This window comes from Pseudomonas sp. Irchel s3b6 (genome assembly GCF_900187415.1).
Classification (GTDB): Bacteria; Pseudomonadota; Gammaproteobacteria; order Pseudomonadales; family Pseudomonadaceae; genus Aquipseudomonas.
The window spans coordinates 1-14,936 of sequence record NZ_FYDM01000020.1 but is presented as its reverse complement, the minus strand read 5'-3'; the positions used below and the strand labels follow the sequence as shown (position 1 = coordinate 14,936).

The 14,936-nt window shown below is 60.6% G+C and carries 13 protein-coding genes; 11 read left to right on the top strand and 2 right to left on the bottom strand.

Annotation, left to right across the window (positions count from 1 at the left end):
- Window positions 1-37 precede the first annotated feature (37 nt).
- Window positions 38-778, bottom strand: a complete 741-nt coding sequence (locus CKW07_RS22870; protein WP_095147170.1) for a ComF family protein — start codon at window positions 776-778, stop codon at window positions 38-40.
- 94 nt (window positions 779-872) lie between these two features.
- On the opposite strand from CKW07_RS22870, the gene bioB reads away from it, so the two are divergent.
- The 9 genes from bioB to CKW07_RS22825 all read left to right on the top strand — a co-directional run bounded on the left by bioB (window position 873) and on the right by CKW07_RS22825 (window position 11,416).
- Entirely contained in the window at window positions 873-1,928 is a 1,056-nt protein-coding gene (bioB, locus tag CKW07_RS22865) for a biotin synthase BioB (protein ID WP_095147169.1), read from the top strand.
- A gap of 167 nt (window positions 1,929-2,095) precedes the next feature.
- A complete protein-coding gene (gene bioF / locus CKW07_RS22860; RefSeq protein WP_095147168.1) occupies window positions 2,096-3,274 on the top strand; it encodes an 8-amino-7-oxononanoate synthase in 1,179 nt (392 codons plus the stop codon).
- Complete coding sequence (locus tag CKW07_RS22855; RefSeq protein WP_095147167.1) at window positions 3,267-3,998, top strand: alpha/beta fold hydrolase; 732 nt, start codon at window positions 3,267-3,269, stop codon at window positions 3,996-3,998. The genes bioF and CKW07_RS22855 overlap by 8 nt, the downstream gene beginning before the upstream one ends.
- Window positions 3,991-4,800: a malonyl-ACP O-methyltransferase BioC gene (gene bioC / locus CKW07_RS22850; protein ID WP_095147166.1), complete on the top strand. Its 810-nt coding sequence runs from the start codon at window positions 3,991-3,993 to the stop codon at window positions 4,798-4,800. Before CKW07_RS22855 ends, bioC begins: the two co-directional genes overlap by 8 nt.
- On the top strand, window positions 4,800-5,480 hold the full coding sequence (gene bioD, locus CKW07_RS22845) for a dethiobiotin synthase (protein WP_095147165.1): 681 nt from the start codon (window positions 4,800-4,802) through the stop codon (window positions 5,478-5,480). The genes bioC and bioD overlap by 1 nt, the downstream gene beginning before the upstream one ends.
- 106 nt (window positions 5,481-5,586) lie before the next feature.
- Window positions 5,587-5,883, top strand: a complete 297-nt coding sequence (locus CKW07_RS22840) for a pyrroloquinoline quinone biosynthesis protein PqqE (protein ID WP_095147164.1) — start codon at window positions 5,587-5,589, stop codon at window positions 5,881-5,883.
- Between the two features lie 276 nt (window positions 5,884-6,159).
- Window positions 6,160-7,965 (top strand): phenylacyl-CoA dehydrogenase, encoded by a 1,806-nt coding sequence (locus CKW07_RS22835; RefSeq protein WP_095147163.1) that lies wholly within the window; start codon window positions 6,160-6,162, stop codon window positions 7,963-7,965.
- Window positions 7,966-8,184: 219 nt separating this feature from the next.
- Entirely contained in the window at window positions 8,185-9,474 is a 1,290-nt protein-coding gene (locus CKW07_RS22830) for a diguanylate cyclase (RefSeq protein ID WP_095147162.1), read from the top strand.
- A gap of 163 nt (window positions 9,475-9,637) precedes the next feature.
- The gene (locus CKW07_RS22825; RefSeq protein WP_095081319.1) at window positions 9,638-11,416 is read left to right on the top strand and encodes an acyl-CoA dehydrogenase C-terminal domain-containing protein; all 1,779 of its coding nucleotides are present in this window, start codon (window positions 9,638-9,640) and stop codon (window positions 11,414-11,416) included.
- A gap of 236 nt (window positions 11,417-11,652) precedes the next feature.
- On the opposite strand, the gene CKW07_RS22820 is transcribed toward CKW07_RS22825, so the two are convergent.
- Window positions 11,653-12,582, bottom strand: coding sequence for a LysR family transcriptional regulator (locus CKW07_RS22820; protein ID WP_095147161.1), 930 nt, complete (start codon window positions 12,580-12,582; stop codon window positions 11,653-11,655).
- A gap of 101 nt (window positions 12,583-12,683) precedes the next feature.
- Between CKW07_RS22820 and CKW07_RS22815 the strand changes: the two genes are divergently transcribed.
- Window positions 12,684-13,382: an MOSC domain-containing protein gene (locus tag CKW07_RS22815; protein WP_095147160.1), complete on the top strand. Its 699-nt coding sequence runs from the start codon at window positions 12,684-12,686 to the stop codon at window positions 13,380-13,382.
- Window positions 13,379-14,656: an aspartate aminotransferase family protein gene (locus tag CKW07_RS22810; RefSeq protein WP_095147159.1), complete on the top strand. Its 1,278-nt coding sequence runs from the start codon at window positions 13,379-13,381 to the stop codon at window positions 14,654-14,656. Before CKW07_RS22815 ends, CKW07_RS22810 begins: the two co-directional genes overlap by 4 nt.
- Window positions 14,657-14,936: the final 280 nt, after the last annotated feature.

Here is a 14,936-nt window from a genome sequence, read left to right as displayed (position 1 = left end):
ATGATGGTGTCGACGTTGGCGGCTTGGCGCATGGGAGTCAAGCCAGCTCTCCGGGTTTTGCCGTGCGTGCCAGGCAATAGACGTCAACCCGCGCTGCACCCGCCTTGCGCAGCAGTTGCGCCAGGCTGTGTGCAGTGGCGCCGGTGGTCAGTACGTCATCGACCAGCGCCAGATGGCGACCGTTGACCGCGGCGCCGGCCATCAGCGCGAAGGCGTTGCGCAAGTTCTGTTTGCGGGCCCTGGCGTCCAGGTCCTGCTGCGCGGTGGTGTTCTGGGGGCGTATCAACAGTGTTTCATCCATTGGGATGTGCAGGTAGTCGCTGAGCCAGCGGGCGAGCATCGCCGCTTGATTGAATCCGCGTTCGCGCAGGCGTTTACGGGCCAGGGGCACGGGCACCAGCGCATCAGGGAGTTTGAGGCCTTCATTGAAACGATGTTGCAGGGATTGAGCGAGAATTTCGCCCAGCAAGCGGCCAAATGGCCATTTTTCGCTGTGTTTGAAGCGGGTGATCAAGGTGTCCACCGGGAAGCCGTAGACCCAGGGTGCGATGACCTGCTCGAAGGCTGGCGGAGCCCGCAAACACTGGCCGCAGGTGAGGTCGGCCATGGGCAGCGGCAGGGCGCAGACCTGGCAATGATCGCCCAGCCAGGGCAGTTCGGTTTCGCAGGGTATGCAGAGGGGGTGGCAGGCGTCGGTAGGCTCGTCGCAGAGCAAGCAGGCCTGTTTGTTTTTTAACCAGATGTAAACCGGCTTTCCGTGGCGTGGTTGACAGTGCATGCGTCTTCCTTAAATATGCTGAAACGTCCGTGTCACGTCTGTGAGATCTCCGTTGTTCCAGACGTGTATCAAGCATAAGAAAGGAAATGAGCCGATGAGCGCCAGCATCACCGCCAAATTGCGTCACGATTGGTCTTTGGCCGAAGTTAAAGCGCTGTTCGTTCAGCCTTTCAATGACCTGTTGTTCCAGGCGCAGACGGTGCACCGTGCGCATTTCGATGCCAACCGGGTCCAGGTATCGACCTTGCTGTCGATCAAGACCGGTGCTTGCCCGGAAGATTGCAAATATTGTCCGCAGTCCGGTCACTACAACACCGGTCTGGAAAAAGAAAAGCTGATGGAAGTGCAGAAGGTCCTCGAAGAGGCCGCTCGCGCCAAGGCCATCGGTTCGACCCGCTTCTGCATGGGCGCGGCCTGGAAGCACCCGTCGGCCAAAGACATGCCCTACGTGCTGAAGATGGTTGAAGGCGTGAAGGCCATGGGCCTGGAAACCTGCATGACCCTCGGTCGCCTGGATCAGGACCAGACCGAAGCCCTGGCCAAGGCCGGCCTGGACTACTACAACCACAACCTCGACACCTCGCCGGAGTTCTACGGCAGCATCATCACTACCCGGACCTACAGCGAGCGCCTGCAAACCCTGGCTTACGTTCGTGAGTCGGGGATGAAGATCTGCTCCGGCGGTATCCTGGGCATGGGCGAGTCATTGGACGACCGAGCGAACCTGCTGATCCAGTTGGCCAACCTGCCGGAGCATCCGGAGTCGGTGCCGATCAACATGCTGGTGAAAGTCGCCGGTACTCCCCTGGAAAATGCCGACGACGTCGACCCGTTCGACTTCATCCGCATGCTCGCGGTGGCCCGTATCCTGATGCCGCAATCCCACGTGCGCCTCTCGGCTGGCCGTGAAGCCATGAACGAGCAGATGCAGGCCCTGGCGTTCTTCGCCGGCGCCAACTCGATTTTCTACGGCGAAAAACTGCTGACCACCGCCAACCCGCAAGCGGACAAGGACATGCAGCTGTTCTCACGCCTGGGGATCCTGCCTGAAGCCCGCGAAGAACACGCCGATGAAGTGCATCAGGCGGCGATCGAGCAAGCGCTGGTCGAACAGAAAAGCAGCGAGCAGTTCTACAACGCCGCTGTTTGATCGTCTGGAATGCACAACCTTTGTAGGAGCGAGCTGGCTCGCGATGAACGTTAACGATAACGCGTGTTTTCTGGGTAAGCGCGTTGCTCTTGAGTTCATCGCGAGCGCGCTCGCTCCTACAGGGATCGCGTTCATTTGATTTATGTGATCTGACACTCGAGGCCTGCATGTCTTTCGATCTCGCTGCGCGCCTTGCTGCCCGTCGTGCCGAAAACCTCTATCGCCATCGCCCGCTGCTCGAAAGCCCCCAGGGCCCGGAAGTGGTGGTTGACGGCCAGCCGTTGCTGGCGTTCTGTAACAACGATTACCTGGGCCTGGCCAATCACCCGCAAGTGATCGAAGCCTGGCGCGCCGGCGCGGCCCGTTGGGGTGTCGGCGGTGGTGCATCGCACCTGGTGATCGGTCACAGCAGCCCACACCACGCCCTTGAAGAAGCCTTGGCGGACTTGACCGGTCGCCCGCGGGCGTTGCTGTTCACCACCGGCTACATGGCCAACCTCGGTGCGGTCACCGCGCTGGTCGGACAGGGCGATACCGTGCTTGAGGACCGGCTCAATCACGCCTCGTTGCTTGATGCCGGGTTGTTGTCGGGTGCGCGTTTCAATCGCTACCTGCATAACGATGCCGAGAGCCTGGCCAAGCGTCTGGAAAAGGCTACCGGCAATACGCTGGTGGTGACGGACGGGGTGTTCAGCATGGACGGGGATATCGCCGATCTGCCGGCGCTGGCCCGGGAGGCCAAGGCCAAGGGTGCGTGGCTGATGGTCGATGACGCCCATGGCTTCGGCCCATTGGGCGCCCATGGCGCTGGCATCGTCGAGCATTTCGGCTTGAGCCTGGAAGACGTGCCGGTGCTGGTCGGCACCCTGGGCAAGGCATTCGGCACGGCGGGGGCGTTTGTCGCCGGCAGTGATGATCTGATCGAGAGCCTGATCCAGTTCGCCCGGCCGTACATCTACACCACCAGTCAGCCACCCGCCTTGGCCTGTGCGACGCTGAAAAGCCTGGAGCTGCTGCGCAGCGAGCATTGGCGGCGTGAGCATTTGAAGGTGCTGATTGCCCAGTTCCGCAAAGGCGCCGAGCAGATCGGCCTTGAGTTGATGGACAGCGCCACGCCGATCCAGCCGATCATGATCGGCGACGCCGGTCGGGCCGTGCGCTTTTCTCAGATGCTGCGCGAGCGCGGCCTGATGGTGACGGCGATTCGTCCACCGACCGTGCCCGCCGGCAGTGCCCGTTTGCGCGTGACTCTCACGGCGGCCCACAGCGAGGCGCAGGTCCAGCTATTGTTAGAGGGACTGGCCGATTGTGTTCAGCAACTGGGAGCGGCGTCGAACCATGCGTGATCGACTGATTCTGTTGCCCGGTTGGGGGCTCGGTGTTTCGCCACTGGAACCGCTGGCGGCTGCATTGCAGGGGCTGGACGAACATCTGCGGGTCGAGATCGAGCCGCTGCCGGAGCTGGCCTCCAGTGACCTTGATGAATGGCTCGACGAACTGGACTCAAGCCTGGCGCAAGATGCCTGGCTTGGCGGCTGGTCGCTGGGCGGGATGCTGGCTGCCGAGCTGGCGGCGCGACGCGGCGAGCGTTGTTGCGGTTTGCTGACGCTGGCGAGCAATCCTTCATTCGTGGCTCACCCCCAATGGGCGAGCGCGATGCCGGGAGAAACCTTCGACGGGTTTCTGGCCGGATGCCGTGCCGATCCGCGCACCACCCTCAAGCGCTTCAGTCTGCTCTGTGCCCAAGGCGCTGAAGACCCACGGGGGCTGTCACGGTTATTACTGGGCGGTGCGCCGAACACCTCGCCACAGGTGCTGATGAGCGGGCTGGAACTGCTCGCGCAACTGGACACCCGGCAAGCCTTGCAAGCCTTTCGCGGGCCACAGTTGCATCTGTTCGCCGGCCTCGATGGGCTGGTGCCGGCTGAAGCGGCCGGTGAACTGCTGGCGCTGCTTCCCGATGTCGAAATTGGTCTGATTGAACAGGCCAGTCACGCGTTTCTTCTGGAGGACCCCCACGGTGTGGCGGGGGCCATCCAGGCTTTTTTGCATGAGTGCGGTGATGACTGATTTGTCTCTTCCCAACCTGCCCGGCGGTTTGCCGGACAAGCGCCAGGTCGCGGCGTCCTTTTCCCGGGCGGCGGCCAGTTACGACAGCGTTGCCGAGTTGCAGCGCACGGTGGGCAGTCAGCTGCTGGCACGCTTGCCCGCGGATTGCGCACCTGCCCGCTGGCTGGATCTGGGCTGCGGCACCGGGTATTTCAGTCGCGCGCTGGGGCAACGCTTCACCACAGGCGAAGGGCTGGCACTGGACATTGCCGAAGGCATGCTCAATCACGCCCGGCCCTTGGGGGGGGCGCGCCATTTCATCGCTGGCGATGCCGAGCGTCTACCGCTGCAGGACGCCAGCTGCGACCTGCTGTTTTCCAGCCTGGCGGTGCAGTGGTGCGCCGATTTCAGGTCGGTGCTGAGCGAGGCCAATCGCGTACTCAGGCCCGGCGGTGTACTGGCGTTCGCCAGCCTGTGCGTGGGAACCCTGTATGAGCTGCGTGACAGTTGGCGTCAGGTGGATGGCCTGGTGCACGTCAACCGTTTCCGTGAGTTCAGTACCTATCAACAGTTGTGTGCGGACAGCAGCCTCAAGGTCTTGAGCCTGCAAAGTTGTCCCCATGTGCTGCACTATCCTGATGTGCGCAGCCTGACCCATGAACTGAAAGCCTTGGGCGCACATAATCTTAATCCGGGTCGGCCAGGTGGGCTGACAGGCCGGGCGCGGATCAAGGGATTGATCGATGCCTATGAGCAGTTTCGTCAGGCGCAAGGACTCCCCGCGACTTACCAGGTGGTCTACGCCGTGTTGGAGAAACCTTGATGAGCGCAGCCTATTTCATTACCGGCACCGATACCGATGTCGGCAAGACCACCATTGCCGCCGGCCTGTTGCAGGCAGCGCGGTCGGCCGGATTGAGTACGGCGGCTGGAAAACCCGTGGCGTCGGGCTGCGATGTGACGCCAAAAGGGCTGCGCAACGCCGACGCTCTGGCACTACTGGACCAATGCTCGGTGCCGCTGACCTATGCCGAAGTCAACCCGATGGCCTTTGAACCGGCCATCGCCCCCCATCTGGCGGCGCGGGAATCGGGGGTTGCGCTGACGGTTCAGTCGTTGCTGGTGCCTATGCGCCACATCCTGGGCAAGCAGGCCGACTTCACCTTGATTGAAGGCGCAGGTGGCTGGCGGGTGCCATTGGCGGACCAGGACAACCTGTCGGACCTGGCGATGGCGCTCGGTCTGCCGGTGATCCTGGTGGTCGGCGTGCGGCTGGGCTGCATCAACCACGCGTTGTTGACCGCCGAGGCGATTGCCCGGGACGGTTTGCAACTGGCCGGCTGGGTGGCCAACATCATTGAGCCCAGGACATCCCGGCTGGAAGAAAACCTGGCGACCCTGGCCGAGCGGCTGCCCGCGCCGTGCCTGGGCAAAGTACCGAAACTCAAGGTGGTCACCGCGCAAGCCGTGGCCGAGTACCTTGAACTGGATTTGCTGGACTAGGCTTTGCCTATGACAAGGCATTGTGCCATTGGTGTTTTTGTCGGGTGTTTTGCCGGTGGCTCTGCTTCAATGAGGACCGATCACTTTTGCAGGATGGAGTCGTCCCTTGGACATTTCGGGCAACAGCGCGTTTTATCCCGGGCTGAGCACGATCAATGCCGGGTTGAACCGCATCGCTCAGACTGCCGGTCAGATCGCCAATACCACGGTCGAGCGCGCGGTGAGCAGCCAGTCCTCCGATGCTCAAGTCGACCGACTGCGCTCGGTCGATCACAGCCAGCAATCGGATCTGGCCAGCAATAGAGTCGAATTGTTTCAAGGCAAACTCCAGGCAGCGCTGGGCGTCAATATCGCCAAGGCGTCTGACGAAATGCTCGGTACGTTGATCGATACGTACGCCTGATCCCTCGCTGAATCCTTTGCCCTAACGCCGCTGTCTGCGCGGCGTTCTGTCGGGCATGTCCTTGCCGTTCAACTAATCTTTCCTACACGTTCTGTTGCTTTGTGCACCGGCTGAACGCCTGTGCGCGCGTGCTTTTCCCACAGCTGATGACGAACGGCAAAAGATCGATGCTTGACAAGATTTCGGCGTAAACGTATGTTTCAAACAACTGTTTGACCGTCACAACAAATCATCACGGTCGTTCATTCCCGGTTACATCAGCAGAGGTTTATCGCTATGCCTGACTACAAGGCCCCCTTGCGTGATATTCGCTTCGTTCGTGACGAACTGCTCGGCTACGAAGCGCATTATCAGAGCCTTCCGGCTTGCCAGGACGCTACCCCGGACATGGTTGACGCCATTCTCGAGGAAGGCGCCAAGTTTTGTGAGCAGGTGCTGGCTCCGCTGAACCGCGTGGGTGACACCGAAGGCTGCACCTGGAGCGAGTCCGGTGTTAAGACCCCGACTGGCTTCAAAGAAGCCTACAAGCAATTCGTCGAAGGCGGCTGGCCAAGCCTGGCGCACGACGTCGAGCACGGCGGTCAAGGCCTGCCGGAGTCCCTGGGTCTGGCCGTGAGCGAAATGGTTGGCGAGTCCAACTGGTCGTGGGGCATGTACCCGGGCCTGTCGCACGGCGCGATGAACACCATCTCCGAGCACGGTACGCCAGAGCAGCAAGAGGCTTACCTGACCAAGCTGGTATCCGGCGAATGGACCGGCACCATGTGCCTGACCGAGCCGCACTGCGGCACCGACCTGGGCATGCTGCGCACCAAGGCCGAGCCTCAGGCAGATGGCTCCTACAAGGTTTCCGGCACCAAGATCTTCATCTCGGCCGGTGAACACGACATGGCCGACAACATCGTCCACATCGTGCTGGCCCGCCTGCCGGATGCACCGGCTGGCACCAAAGGCATTTCGCTGTTTATCGTTCCCAAGTTCCTGCCGAACGCCGATGGCAGCATCGGTGCACGCAACGCCGTGACCTGTGGTTCCCTGGAACACAAAATGGGTATCCACGGTAACGCCACCTGCGTGATGAACTTCGACGCGGCCACCGGTTTCCTGATCGGCCCGGCGAACAAAGGTCTGAACTGCATGTTCACCTTCATGAACACCGCACGTCTGGGTACGGCGCTGCAAGGTCTGGCTCACGCCGAGATCGGTTTCCAGGGTGGCCTGAAGTACGCTCGCGATCGCTTGCAAATGCGTTCCCTGACTGGCCCGAAAGCGCCGGAAAAAGCCGCAGACCCGATCATCGTGCACCCGGATGTACGTCGTATGCTGTTGACCATGAAGGCGTTCGCCGAAGGCAACCGTGCGATGGTTTACTTCACTGCCAAGCAAGTCGACATCGTCAAGTACGGCGTGGATGAAGAAGAGAAGAAGAAAGCCGACGCATTGCTGGCCTTCATGACGCCAATCGCCAAGGCCTTCATGACCGAAGTCGGTTTCGAGTCGGCTAACCACGGCGTGCAGATCTATGGTGGCCACGGCTTCATCGCTGAGTGGGGCATGGAGCAGAACGTTCGCGACAGCCGTATTTCCATGCTGTACGAAGGCACCACCGGTATCCAGGCACTCGACCTGCTGGGCCGTAAAGTGCTGATGACTCAAGGCGAGGCTCTGAAAGGCTTCACCAAGATCGTCCACAAGTTCTGCCAGACCAACGAAGGCAACGAAGCGGTCAAGGAATTCGTCGCACCGCTGGCTGCACTGAACAAGGAATGGGGCGAACTGACCATGAAGGTCGGTATGGCCGCGATGAAAGACCGCGAAGAAGTGGGCGCTGCGTCCGTGGACTACCTGATGTACTCCGGTTACGCCTGCCTGGCTTACTTCTGGGCTGACATGGCGCGTCTGGCTGCTGAAAAACTGGCTGCCGGCACTACCGAAGAGGCGTTCTACACCGCCAAGCTGCAGACTGCGCGCTTCTACTTCCAGCGCATCCTGCCGCGTACCCGCACTCACGTTGTGACCATGCTGTCGGGTGCGAACAACCTGATGGACATGAAAGAAGAAGACTTCGCACTGGGCTACTAAGCCTCAGGCAGTTCTTCAATAAGCCGCTGCTCCTTCGGGAACAGCGGCTTTTTCATGCCCGGAGGAACCCGATGAAAATTCCCGACTAAAACGCTAAGCAGAACGTTTTGGCTGCCGTTAAAGAGTAGGCAATGTGATGCACGTCACATTGTATGTGCTTAATTGCCAGGATTGCTGGCACAATGCCATCTACTGATTTGCCGGGCCGGAGCTTTACCCTTGCCGCGTTCTTCTGCTGCACGCTTGAGTCACTTCATACCTTCATTGCTGTTGTTACTTGCGGGGCTTGCAGCTGCCTACGTCAAGGATCTCAACGTCTTCTTCACTTCGCTGTTCAACGTGCTGCCGACCCTGGTGCTGCTGCTCGGTGGTGCGTACTGCGCGGTTTACCGCCGTCAGCGTGAACTGTTTTTGATGGTCACGGTGTACATCGCCTACTTTCTGCTCGACACCCAGACCGATTACTACCGTGATTTCGGCAAGGTCCGTGAGGACGCCGCCGTGGTGTTCCACCTCTGTTGCTTGTTGTTGCCGCTGCTCTACGGGCTGTTCGCGGCGTGGCAGGAGCGCACCCACCTGTTCCAGGACATGGTTGCGCGGTTTGCTGTGCTGCTGGCCTTTGGCAGCGTTGCCCTGGCGCTGGAGCAAAGCTATCCACAGGCGCTGCTGGCGTGGTTGGCGGAAATACGCTGGCCGGCACTGCATGGCACCTGGATGAGCCTGATCCAGCTGTCGTACCCGGTGTTCATCGCGGCCTTCATGCTGCTGGCCTACCAGTACTGGCGCAATCCACGGCCCTTGCATGCAGCGCAGTTGGTGGGCCTGCTCGGGTTGTTCTGGATGCTGCCCAAAACCTTCATCCTGCCGTTCACCCTCAACATCATGTGCAGTCAGGTCATGTTGATGATCGCGGCCGCCGTTGCCCATGAGGCCTATCAAATGGCCTTTCGTGATGAGCTGACCGGGCTGCCGGGACGCCGCGCCTTGAACGAGCGCCTGCAGCGCCTGGGGCGCAACTATGTGCTGGCGATGAGTGATGTCGACCACTTCAAGAAATTCAACGACACCCATGGCCACGACGTCGGCGACCAGGTGCTGCGTCTGGTCGCCAGCAAGCTGTCGAAGATCGGTGGTGGCGGTCGGGCCTACCGTTACGGGGGCGAGGAGTTTGCCCTGGTGTTCGCGGCCAGGACCCTGGAAGAGTGCCTGCCGCATCTGGAGGCCATTCGCGAGTCGATTGCCGACTACAACATTCAGCTGCGTAACCAGGAAAACCGCCCGCAGGACGATCAGCAAGGTCGCCAACGTCGCTCCGGTGCCAGAGCTTCCAGTGTATCGGTGACGGTGAGCATCGGCGTCGCCGAGCGGCTGGAGCAGCGAACTCCGGAAGAAGTGCTCAAGTCCGCCGACCAGGCGCTCTATAACGCCAAGGGGGCGGGGCGTAACTGTGTGATGGCCTTCGGTCAGAGTCGTCGTGGCGCGGTGCGCATGGAGGGCGCTGCGGGTTGAGTGATGATGGGCGTGGCAGGCCTACAATATTTCACCAGTGACTAAAAATTACAAACAAGTCACGAGTTGACCCTATGTGTCGTAAAAGTTGTTCGGGTACACTCAAGGACTTGTTGAAACCCGATCCTATGAATCACTTTTTCACGTTCCTGTGAGGTTTGCCATGGCTGACTACAAAGCGCCCCTGCGCGATATGCGCTTCGTCCTCAATGAAGTTTTCGAGGTGGCCAAGCTTTGGGCTGAACTGCCTGCCCTGGCCGATACCGTTGATGCCGAGACTGTCGAGGCGATCCTTGAGGAAGCCGGCAAAGTCACCAGCAAAAGCATTGCGCCCCTGAGCCGTGCGGCCGACGAAGAAGGCTGCCATTGGAGTGACGGAGCCGTGACCACGCCAGCCGGTTTCCCGCAGGCCTACCAGACTTACGCTGAAGGCGGTTGGGTCGGAGTGGGCGGTGACCCGGCCTTCGGCGGCATGGGCATGCCCAAGGCGGTTTCGGCCCAAGTCGAGGAAATGGTCAACTCGGCCAGCCTGTCGTTCGGCCTGTACCCGATGCTGACGGCCGGTGCCTGCCTGTCGATTAACGCGCACGCCAGTGAAGAACTGAAAGCCGCGTACCTGCCGAACATGTACGCCGGTGTCTGGGCCGGGTCCATGTGCCTGACCGAGCCGCATGCCGGCACCGACCTGGGGATCATCCGTACCAAGGCCGAACCTCAGGCCGACGGTTCCTACAAGGTCAGCGGCACCAAGATCTTCATCACCGGTGGTGAGCATGACCTGACCGAGAACATCATTCACCTGGTGCTGGCCAAGCTGCCGGACGCGCCAGCGGGACCAAAGGGCATTTCGCTGTTCCTGGTGCCCAAGTTCATGGTCAATGCCGATGGCAGCCTCGGCGCGCGTAACCCGGCCAACTGCGGCTCGATCGAACACAAGATGGGCATCCAGGCCTCCGCGACCTGCGTGATGAACTTCGACGAAGCCGTGGGTTACCTGGTGGGTGAGCCGAACAAAGGCCTGGCGGCCATGTTCACCATGATGAACTACGAGCGTCTGGGCGTGGGCATCCAGGGCCTGGCCACGGGCGAGCGCTCGTATCAGAACGCGGTCGAGTATGCGCGTGATCGCCTGCAGAGCCGTTCGCCAACCGGCGCACAGAACAAGGACAAGGTGGCTGACCCGATCATCGTTCACCCGGACGTGCGTCGCATGTTGCTGACCATGAAGGCTTCGAACGAAGGTGGCCGTGCGTTCTCCACCTACGTGGCGATGCAACTGGACACCGCCAAGTTCAGCGAAGACCCGGTCACTCGCAAGCGTGCCGAAGAGCTGGTGGCGTTGCTGACCCCGGTCGCCAAGGCGTTCCTCACCGACCTGGGCCTGGAAACCACCGTGCATGGCCAGCAGGTGTTTGGTGGCCACGGTTACATCCGCGAGTGGGGCCAGGAGCAACTGGTGCGCGATGTGCGGATCACCCAGATCTACGAAGGCACCAACGGCATTCAGGCCCTTGACCTGGTCGGGCGCAAGATCGTCGGTAGCGGCGGTGCGTACTACCAACTGTTCGCTGACGAGATCCGTCATTTCACTGCAACCGCCAGTGCCGATCTGGCCGAGTTCACTCAGCCGTTGAACGATGCCGTACAGACGCTGGACGAACTGACGGCCTGGTTGCTGGATCGCGCCAAGGGCAACCCGAACGAAATCGGTGCCGCGTCGGTGGAATACCTGCAGGTGTTCGGCTATGTGTCCTACGCTTACATGTGGGCGCTGATGGCCAAGGCCGCCTTCGGCAAAGAAGCGCAGGACGATTTCTACGCCAGCAAACTGGGGACTGCGCGGTTCTATTTCGCCCGTCTGCTGCCGCGGATTCACTCCCTGAGTGCGTCGGTCAAGGCGGGTAGCGAGTCGTTGTTCTTACTGGACGCGGCGCAATTCTGAGGAGTGTCACGGCATGTAAGCATTTACTTACATGTCGTGCTGTCTTTCTCTCCTATCGGTAAATTGGATCCACAGCTAATCTACTGCTCATGGACGTCGCGCAGGAAGCGCAAAGCAACAACACGGACACGTAGGATTCTGCCAGGACGGTGGAGTGAAATGGATGTCAGGGAAACAGTCTGCAAAGCCCCGCTTCGGCGGGGTTTTCTTTTGCCTGCGATTTGTGTTTTTGCTCCTCAGGCCTGTACATCCAGTACCGTCGGGCTTGCCAAGCGTCCCTCCGGACTGCTCATCACGTCTTCCAGCAGGTTACGCAGCAGCTCCAGGGTTGCTTGCTGGCGCTGCACATCGCGACAGACCAAGCCGATTTTCAGCGGCACTCGCGGTTCACTCAAGGGTTTCCACAGCAGCGCCTTGTTGCCGTGTTCCTGTTGCGAGCGACCGGGCAGGACCGTGGCCAGCCGGGTATGGGGCAAACTGTCGAGAATGCCGGCCATGTTGTTCAATTCCGCCTGTACCTGCGGGCGTCGTCCGAGACTGGCCAGTTGTCCCTGCCAGATCTGCCGGATCTGAAACTCCTCGCCCAAGAGCAGCATCGGCAACTCGGCCGCCTGGCTCATGGAGACTTTCTTGAATTCACGCAACGGGTGATCGGCGGGGATGACCAGGGTCAGTTCGTCTTCGTACAGCAACACGCCATGCAGCCCCGGTTGGCGTGGCGGTAAATAACTGATGCCGATGTCCAGTGAGCCGTTGAGCAATCGACGCTCGATTTCCAGCCCGGTGAGTTCGTAGATCTGCACCACCAGGTGCGGCTGTGCCGTGCGCACCCGTTCGAGCATTTTCGGCACCAGGCTGGTATGAACGGTTTGCAGCACGCCGATGGCCAATGTACGCAGGGCCTGCCCCTTGAAGTTACCCAGTGCCTCCCGTGCCCGTTGCAGGCCGTCGAGCAGGGGCAGGGCATGGTTGTACAGCGTATGGGCGGCCAGGGTGGGCAGCAGGCGTTTACTGCTGCGTTCGAACAGGCTCACATCGAGGTGTTGTTCCAGTTGGCGGATCTGTTGTGACAGTGCCGGCTGGGAGATCGACAAGCGTTCCGCGGCCCGCCCGACATGGCCTTCTTCATACACCGCGACGAAATAACGCAGTTGCTTAAAATCCATAAGTATTTCTTATCGAAAAAGCTGGAAAATCGAAATGGCTCAGCGCCTGACAGAAGCCTAGTCTAACCGCATTCACAAGGCTTACAGGGCCAGAGAGCGCGATGAATACCGTTTACGTTGATGGTGTTTACATAGGCAAGGCAAAAAACCTCGGGCAGGGCTTGGTCAGCGATACCGACAAAGAGCGGATTGCCAACCGGCTCTGGTTGTGGCCGCAAGGTTTGGGCAGCGACGAGCACAGCGATCCGCGCTTTCACACCGGTCCCGAACGCGCGCTGCATCACTACCCGGCCGAGCACTACACCTATTGGCGTAAACGTTATCCACAGATCGACTGGTGTGCGCCGGCCTTCGGTGAAAACCTCTCGACCCGAGGGCTCACCGAAGAACACGTGTGCCTGGGCGACCTGTTTCGTTGGGGCGGTGCCTTGCTGCAGGTCAGCCAGCCGCGCTCGCCGTGCTATCGGTTGAGCCATCGCTGGGGTGTGCCGATCCTGCCACAACTGGCCCAGGACACAGGCCGCTGTGGTTGGTTCTATCGGGTGCTCAAGCCTGGATTTGTCAGCGGTGACCAACCGTTCGAGCTGATTCAACGCAGCTATCCCGGCCTGACCGTGGCCTGGGCCTTGCGCAGTTTTTATCGCGAACCGCTGGAGCATGCCGGTTTGAAAAAGCTGGTCGATTGCCCCGCGTTGTCCTCGCGCTGGCGTGATCTTGCGCTCAAGCGCATGCGCACCGGGCGCGTGGAGAATTGGTCCTCGCGTTTGCTGGGTTTGCCACTGGAGGGGCTGCGAGCATGAACCTGTTCAATCTGCGCCGCCCTCAGCCGAGTCTTGATGACCTGACTGCGGACCCTGCTCAACCGCCAAGGGGCGATAACCCCTCCAGTGAGTGCCTGATGGCGAGTGTCGAGCGGCCCCCGCAGGTTTTCGTCCGCGGCCAGGGCTCCTGGTTATGGGACAGTAGCGACCGCGCTTACCTGGACTTCACTCAAGGCGCGGCGGCCAACAGTCTCGGACACAGCCCAACGGTGCTGGTCAAGGCCATCGCCGCTCAGGCCCAGGCGCTGATCAATCCCGGGTCGGGGTTGTTCAACCGTGGTCAGCTCAACCTGGCCGAGCGGCTGTGCCTGAGTACGGGCAGTGACCAGGCGTATCTGCTCAACACCGGCAGTGAGGCCTGTGAAGCAGCGATCAAGTTGGCGCGTAAATGGGGACAACTGCATCGCGGTGGGGCTTCGCGAATCATTACTGCCAGTGGTAGCTGTCATGGCCGCAGCCTGGCGGCAATGTCCGCGTCGGACTGTCAGAGCAATCGGTTTGAGCCACAGCTCCCGGGCTTCGCTCAGGTTCCGTTCAATGACTTGTCCGCGCTGCATGCGGCGGTGGACGCGCAGACGGTGGCCATCATGCTGGAGCCGATCCAGGTCAGCTCGGGTGTCGTGCCGGCGACGGAGCATTACCTCAAGGGCGTTGAGCGCTTGTGCCGTGAGTTGGGCATTCTGCTGATTCTCGACGAAGTACACACCGGCATCGGCCGTTGCGGCAGTCTGCTCGCCGAACAGCAGTATGCGGTGCGTGCCGACATCATCGCCTTGGGCAAGGGCCTGGGCGGCGGAGTACCGGTGGCAGCCTTGCTGGCGCGCGGAAAAGCCTGCTGTTTTGAGCCGGGCGAGCTGGATGGCACTCATCACGGCAATCCCCTGATGGCGTCGGCCGGTCTGGTGGTGCTCGACAGCGTACTCAATCACGGCTTCCTCGAGCATGTTCGCGACAGCGCACAACACCTGCGCGAAGGCTTGAATCGGCTGGCCAACCGCTATGGACATGGCGAGCCAAGAGGGCAAGGGCTGCTCTGGGGGCTTACGCTCAGTGACGACTCGGCTGACGCCGTGGTGAAAGCCGCGCGGTACGAAGGCCTGTTGCTCAGCGCCCCGCAGCCTGACTGTCTGTTGTTGACGCCGGCACTCACCGTCAGCAAGGCCAACATCGACGAAATGCTCCTGCGCCTGGCGCGAGCATTTTCCCGGGTACACACCGCTCAACTTCAATGCCGCAGGGGCATCGCGGTCTGAAGCCAGCGGCACTTTCCTAATACCTGAACCGTCTCGCGGTATAACGCGTCGCCCCATGCCTGATCTTTTTGGCATGGGGCGTTTTTTTGTCTCGACGATTTTCAGAAGCCTGTTCGGTGCTTGAACCATCGCCAAAACAATGGCCTTTTAAATGGTTCTTCACGGAATCCCGGGAAACACAGAAACAAGAACGCCGATTTGATTGATGATGTTCGTGCGAGCAAACACATCTAACAAACCGGCGTTCTTATGCGCGATATTAATACTTTCCTTCCTTTTT

Excerpts from the sequence above, each read along its gene's own strand:
- CKW07_RS22870 (WP_095147170.1), bottom strand. The coding sequence starts at position 778 with ATGCACTGTCAACCACGCCACGGAAAGCCGGTTTACATCTGGTTAAAA.
- bioB (WP_095147169.1), top strand. The coding sequence starts at position 873 with ATGAGCGCCAGCATCACCGCCAAATTGCGTCACGATTGGTCTTTGGCC.
- bioF (WP_095147168.1), top strand. The coding sequence starts at position 2,096 with ATGTCTTTCGATCTCGCTGCGCGCCTTGCTGCCCGTCGTGCCGAAAAC.
- CKW07_RS22855 (WP_095147167.1), top strand. The coding sequence starts at position 3,267 with ATGCGTGATCGACTGATTCTGTTGCCCGGTTGGGGGCTCGGTGTTTCG.
- bioC (WP_095147166.1), top strand. The coding sequence starts at position 3,991 with ATGACTGATTTGTCTCTTCCCAACCTGCCCGGCGGTTTGCCGGACAAG.
- bioD (WP_095147165.1), top strand. The coding sequence starts at position 4,800 with ATGAGCGCAGCCTATTTCATTACCGGCACCGATACCGATGTCGGCAAG.
- CKW07_RS22835 (WP_095147163.1), top strand. The coding sequence starts at position 6,160 with ATGCCTGACTACAAGGCCCCCTTGCGTGATATTCGCTTCGTTCGTGAC.
- CKW07_RS22825 (WP_095081319.1), top strand. The coding sequence starts at position 9,638 with ATGGCTGACTACAAAGCGCCCCTGCGCGATATGCGCTTCGTCCTCAAT.
- CKW07_RS22820 (WP_095147161.1), bottom strand. The coding sequence starts at position 12,582 with ATGGATTTTAAGCAACTGCGTTATTTCGTCGCGGTGTATGAAGAAGGC.
- CKW07_RS22815 (WP_095147160.1), top strand. The coding sequence starts at position 12,684 with ATGAATACCGTTTACGTTGATGGTGTTTACATAGGCAAGGCAAAAAAC.
- CKW07_RS22810 (WP_095147159.1), top strand. The coding sequence starts at position 13,379 with ATGAACCTGTTCAATCTGCGCCGCCCTCAGCCGAGTCTTGATGACCTG.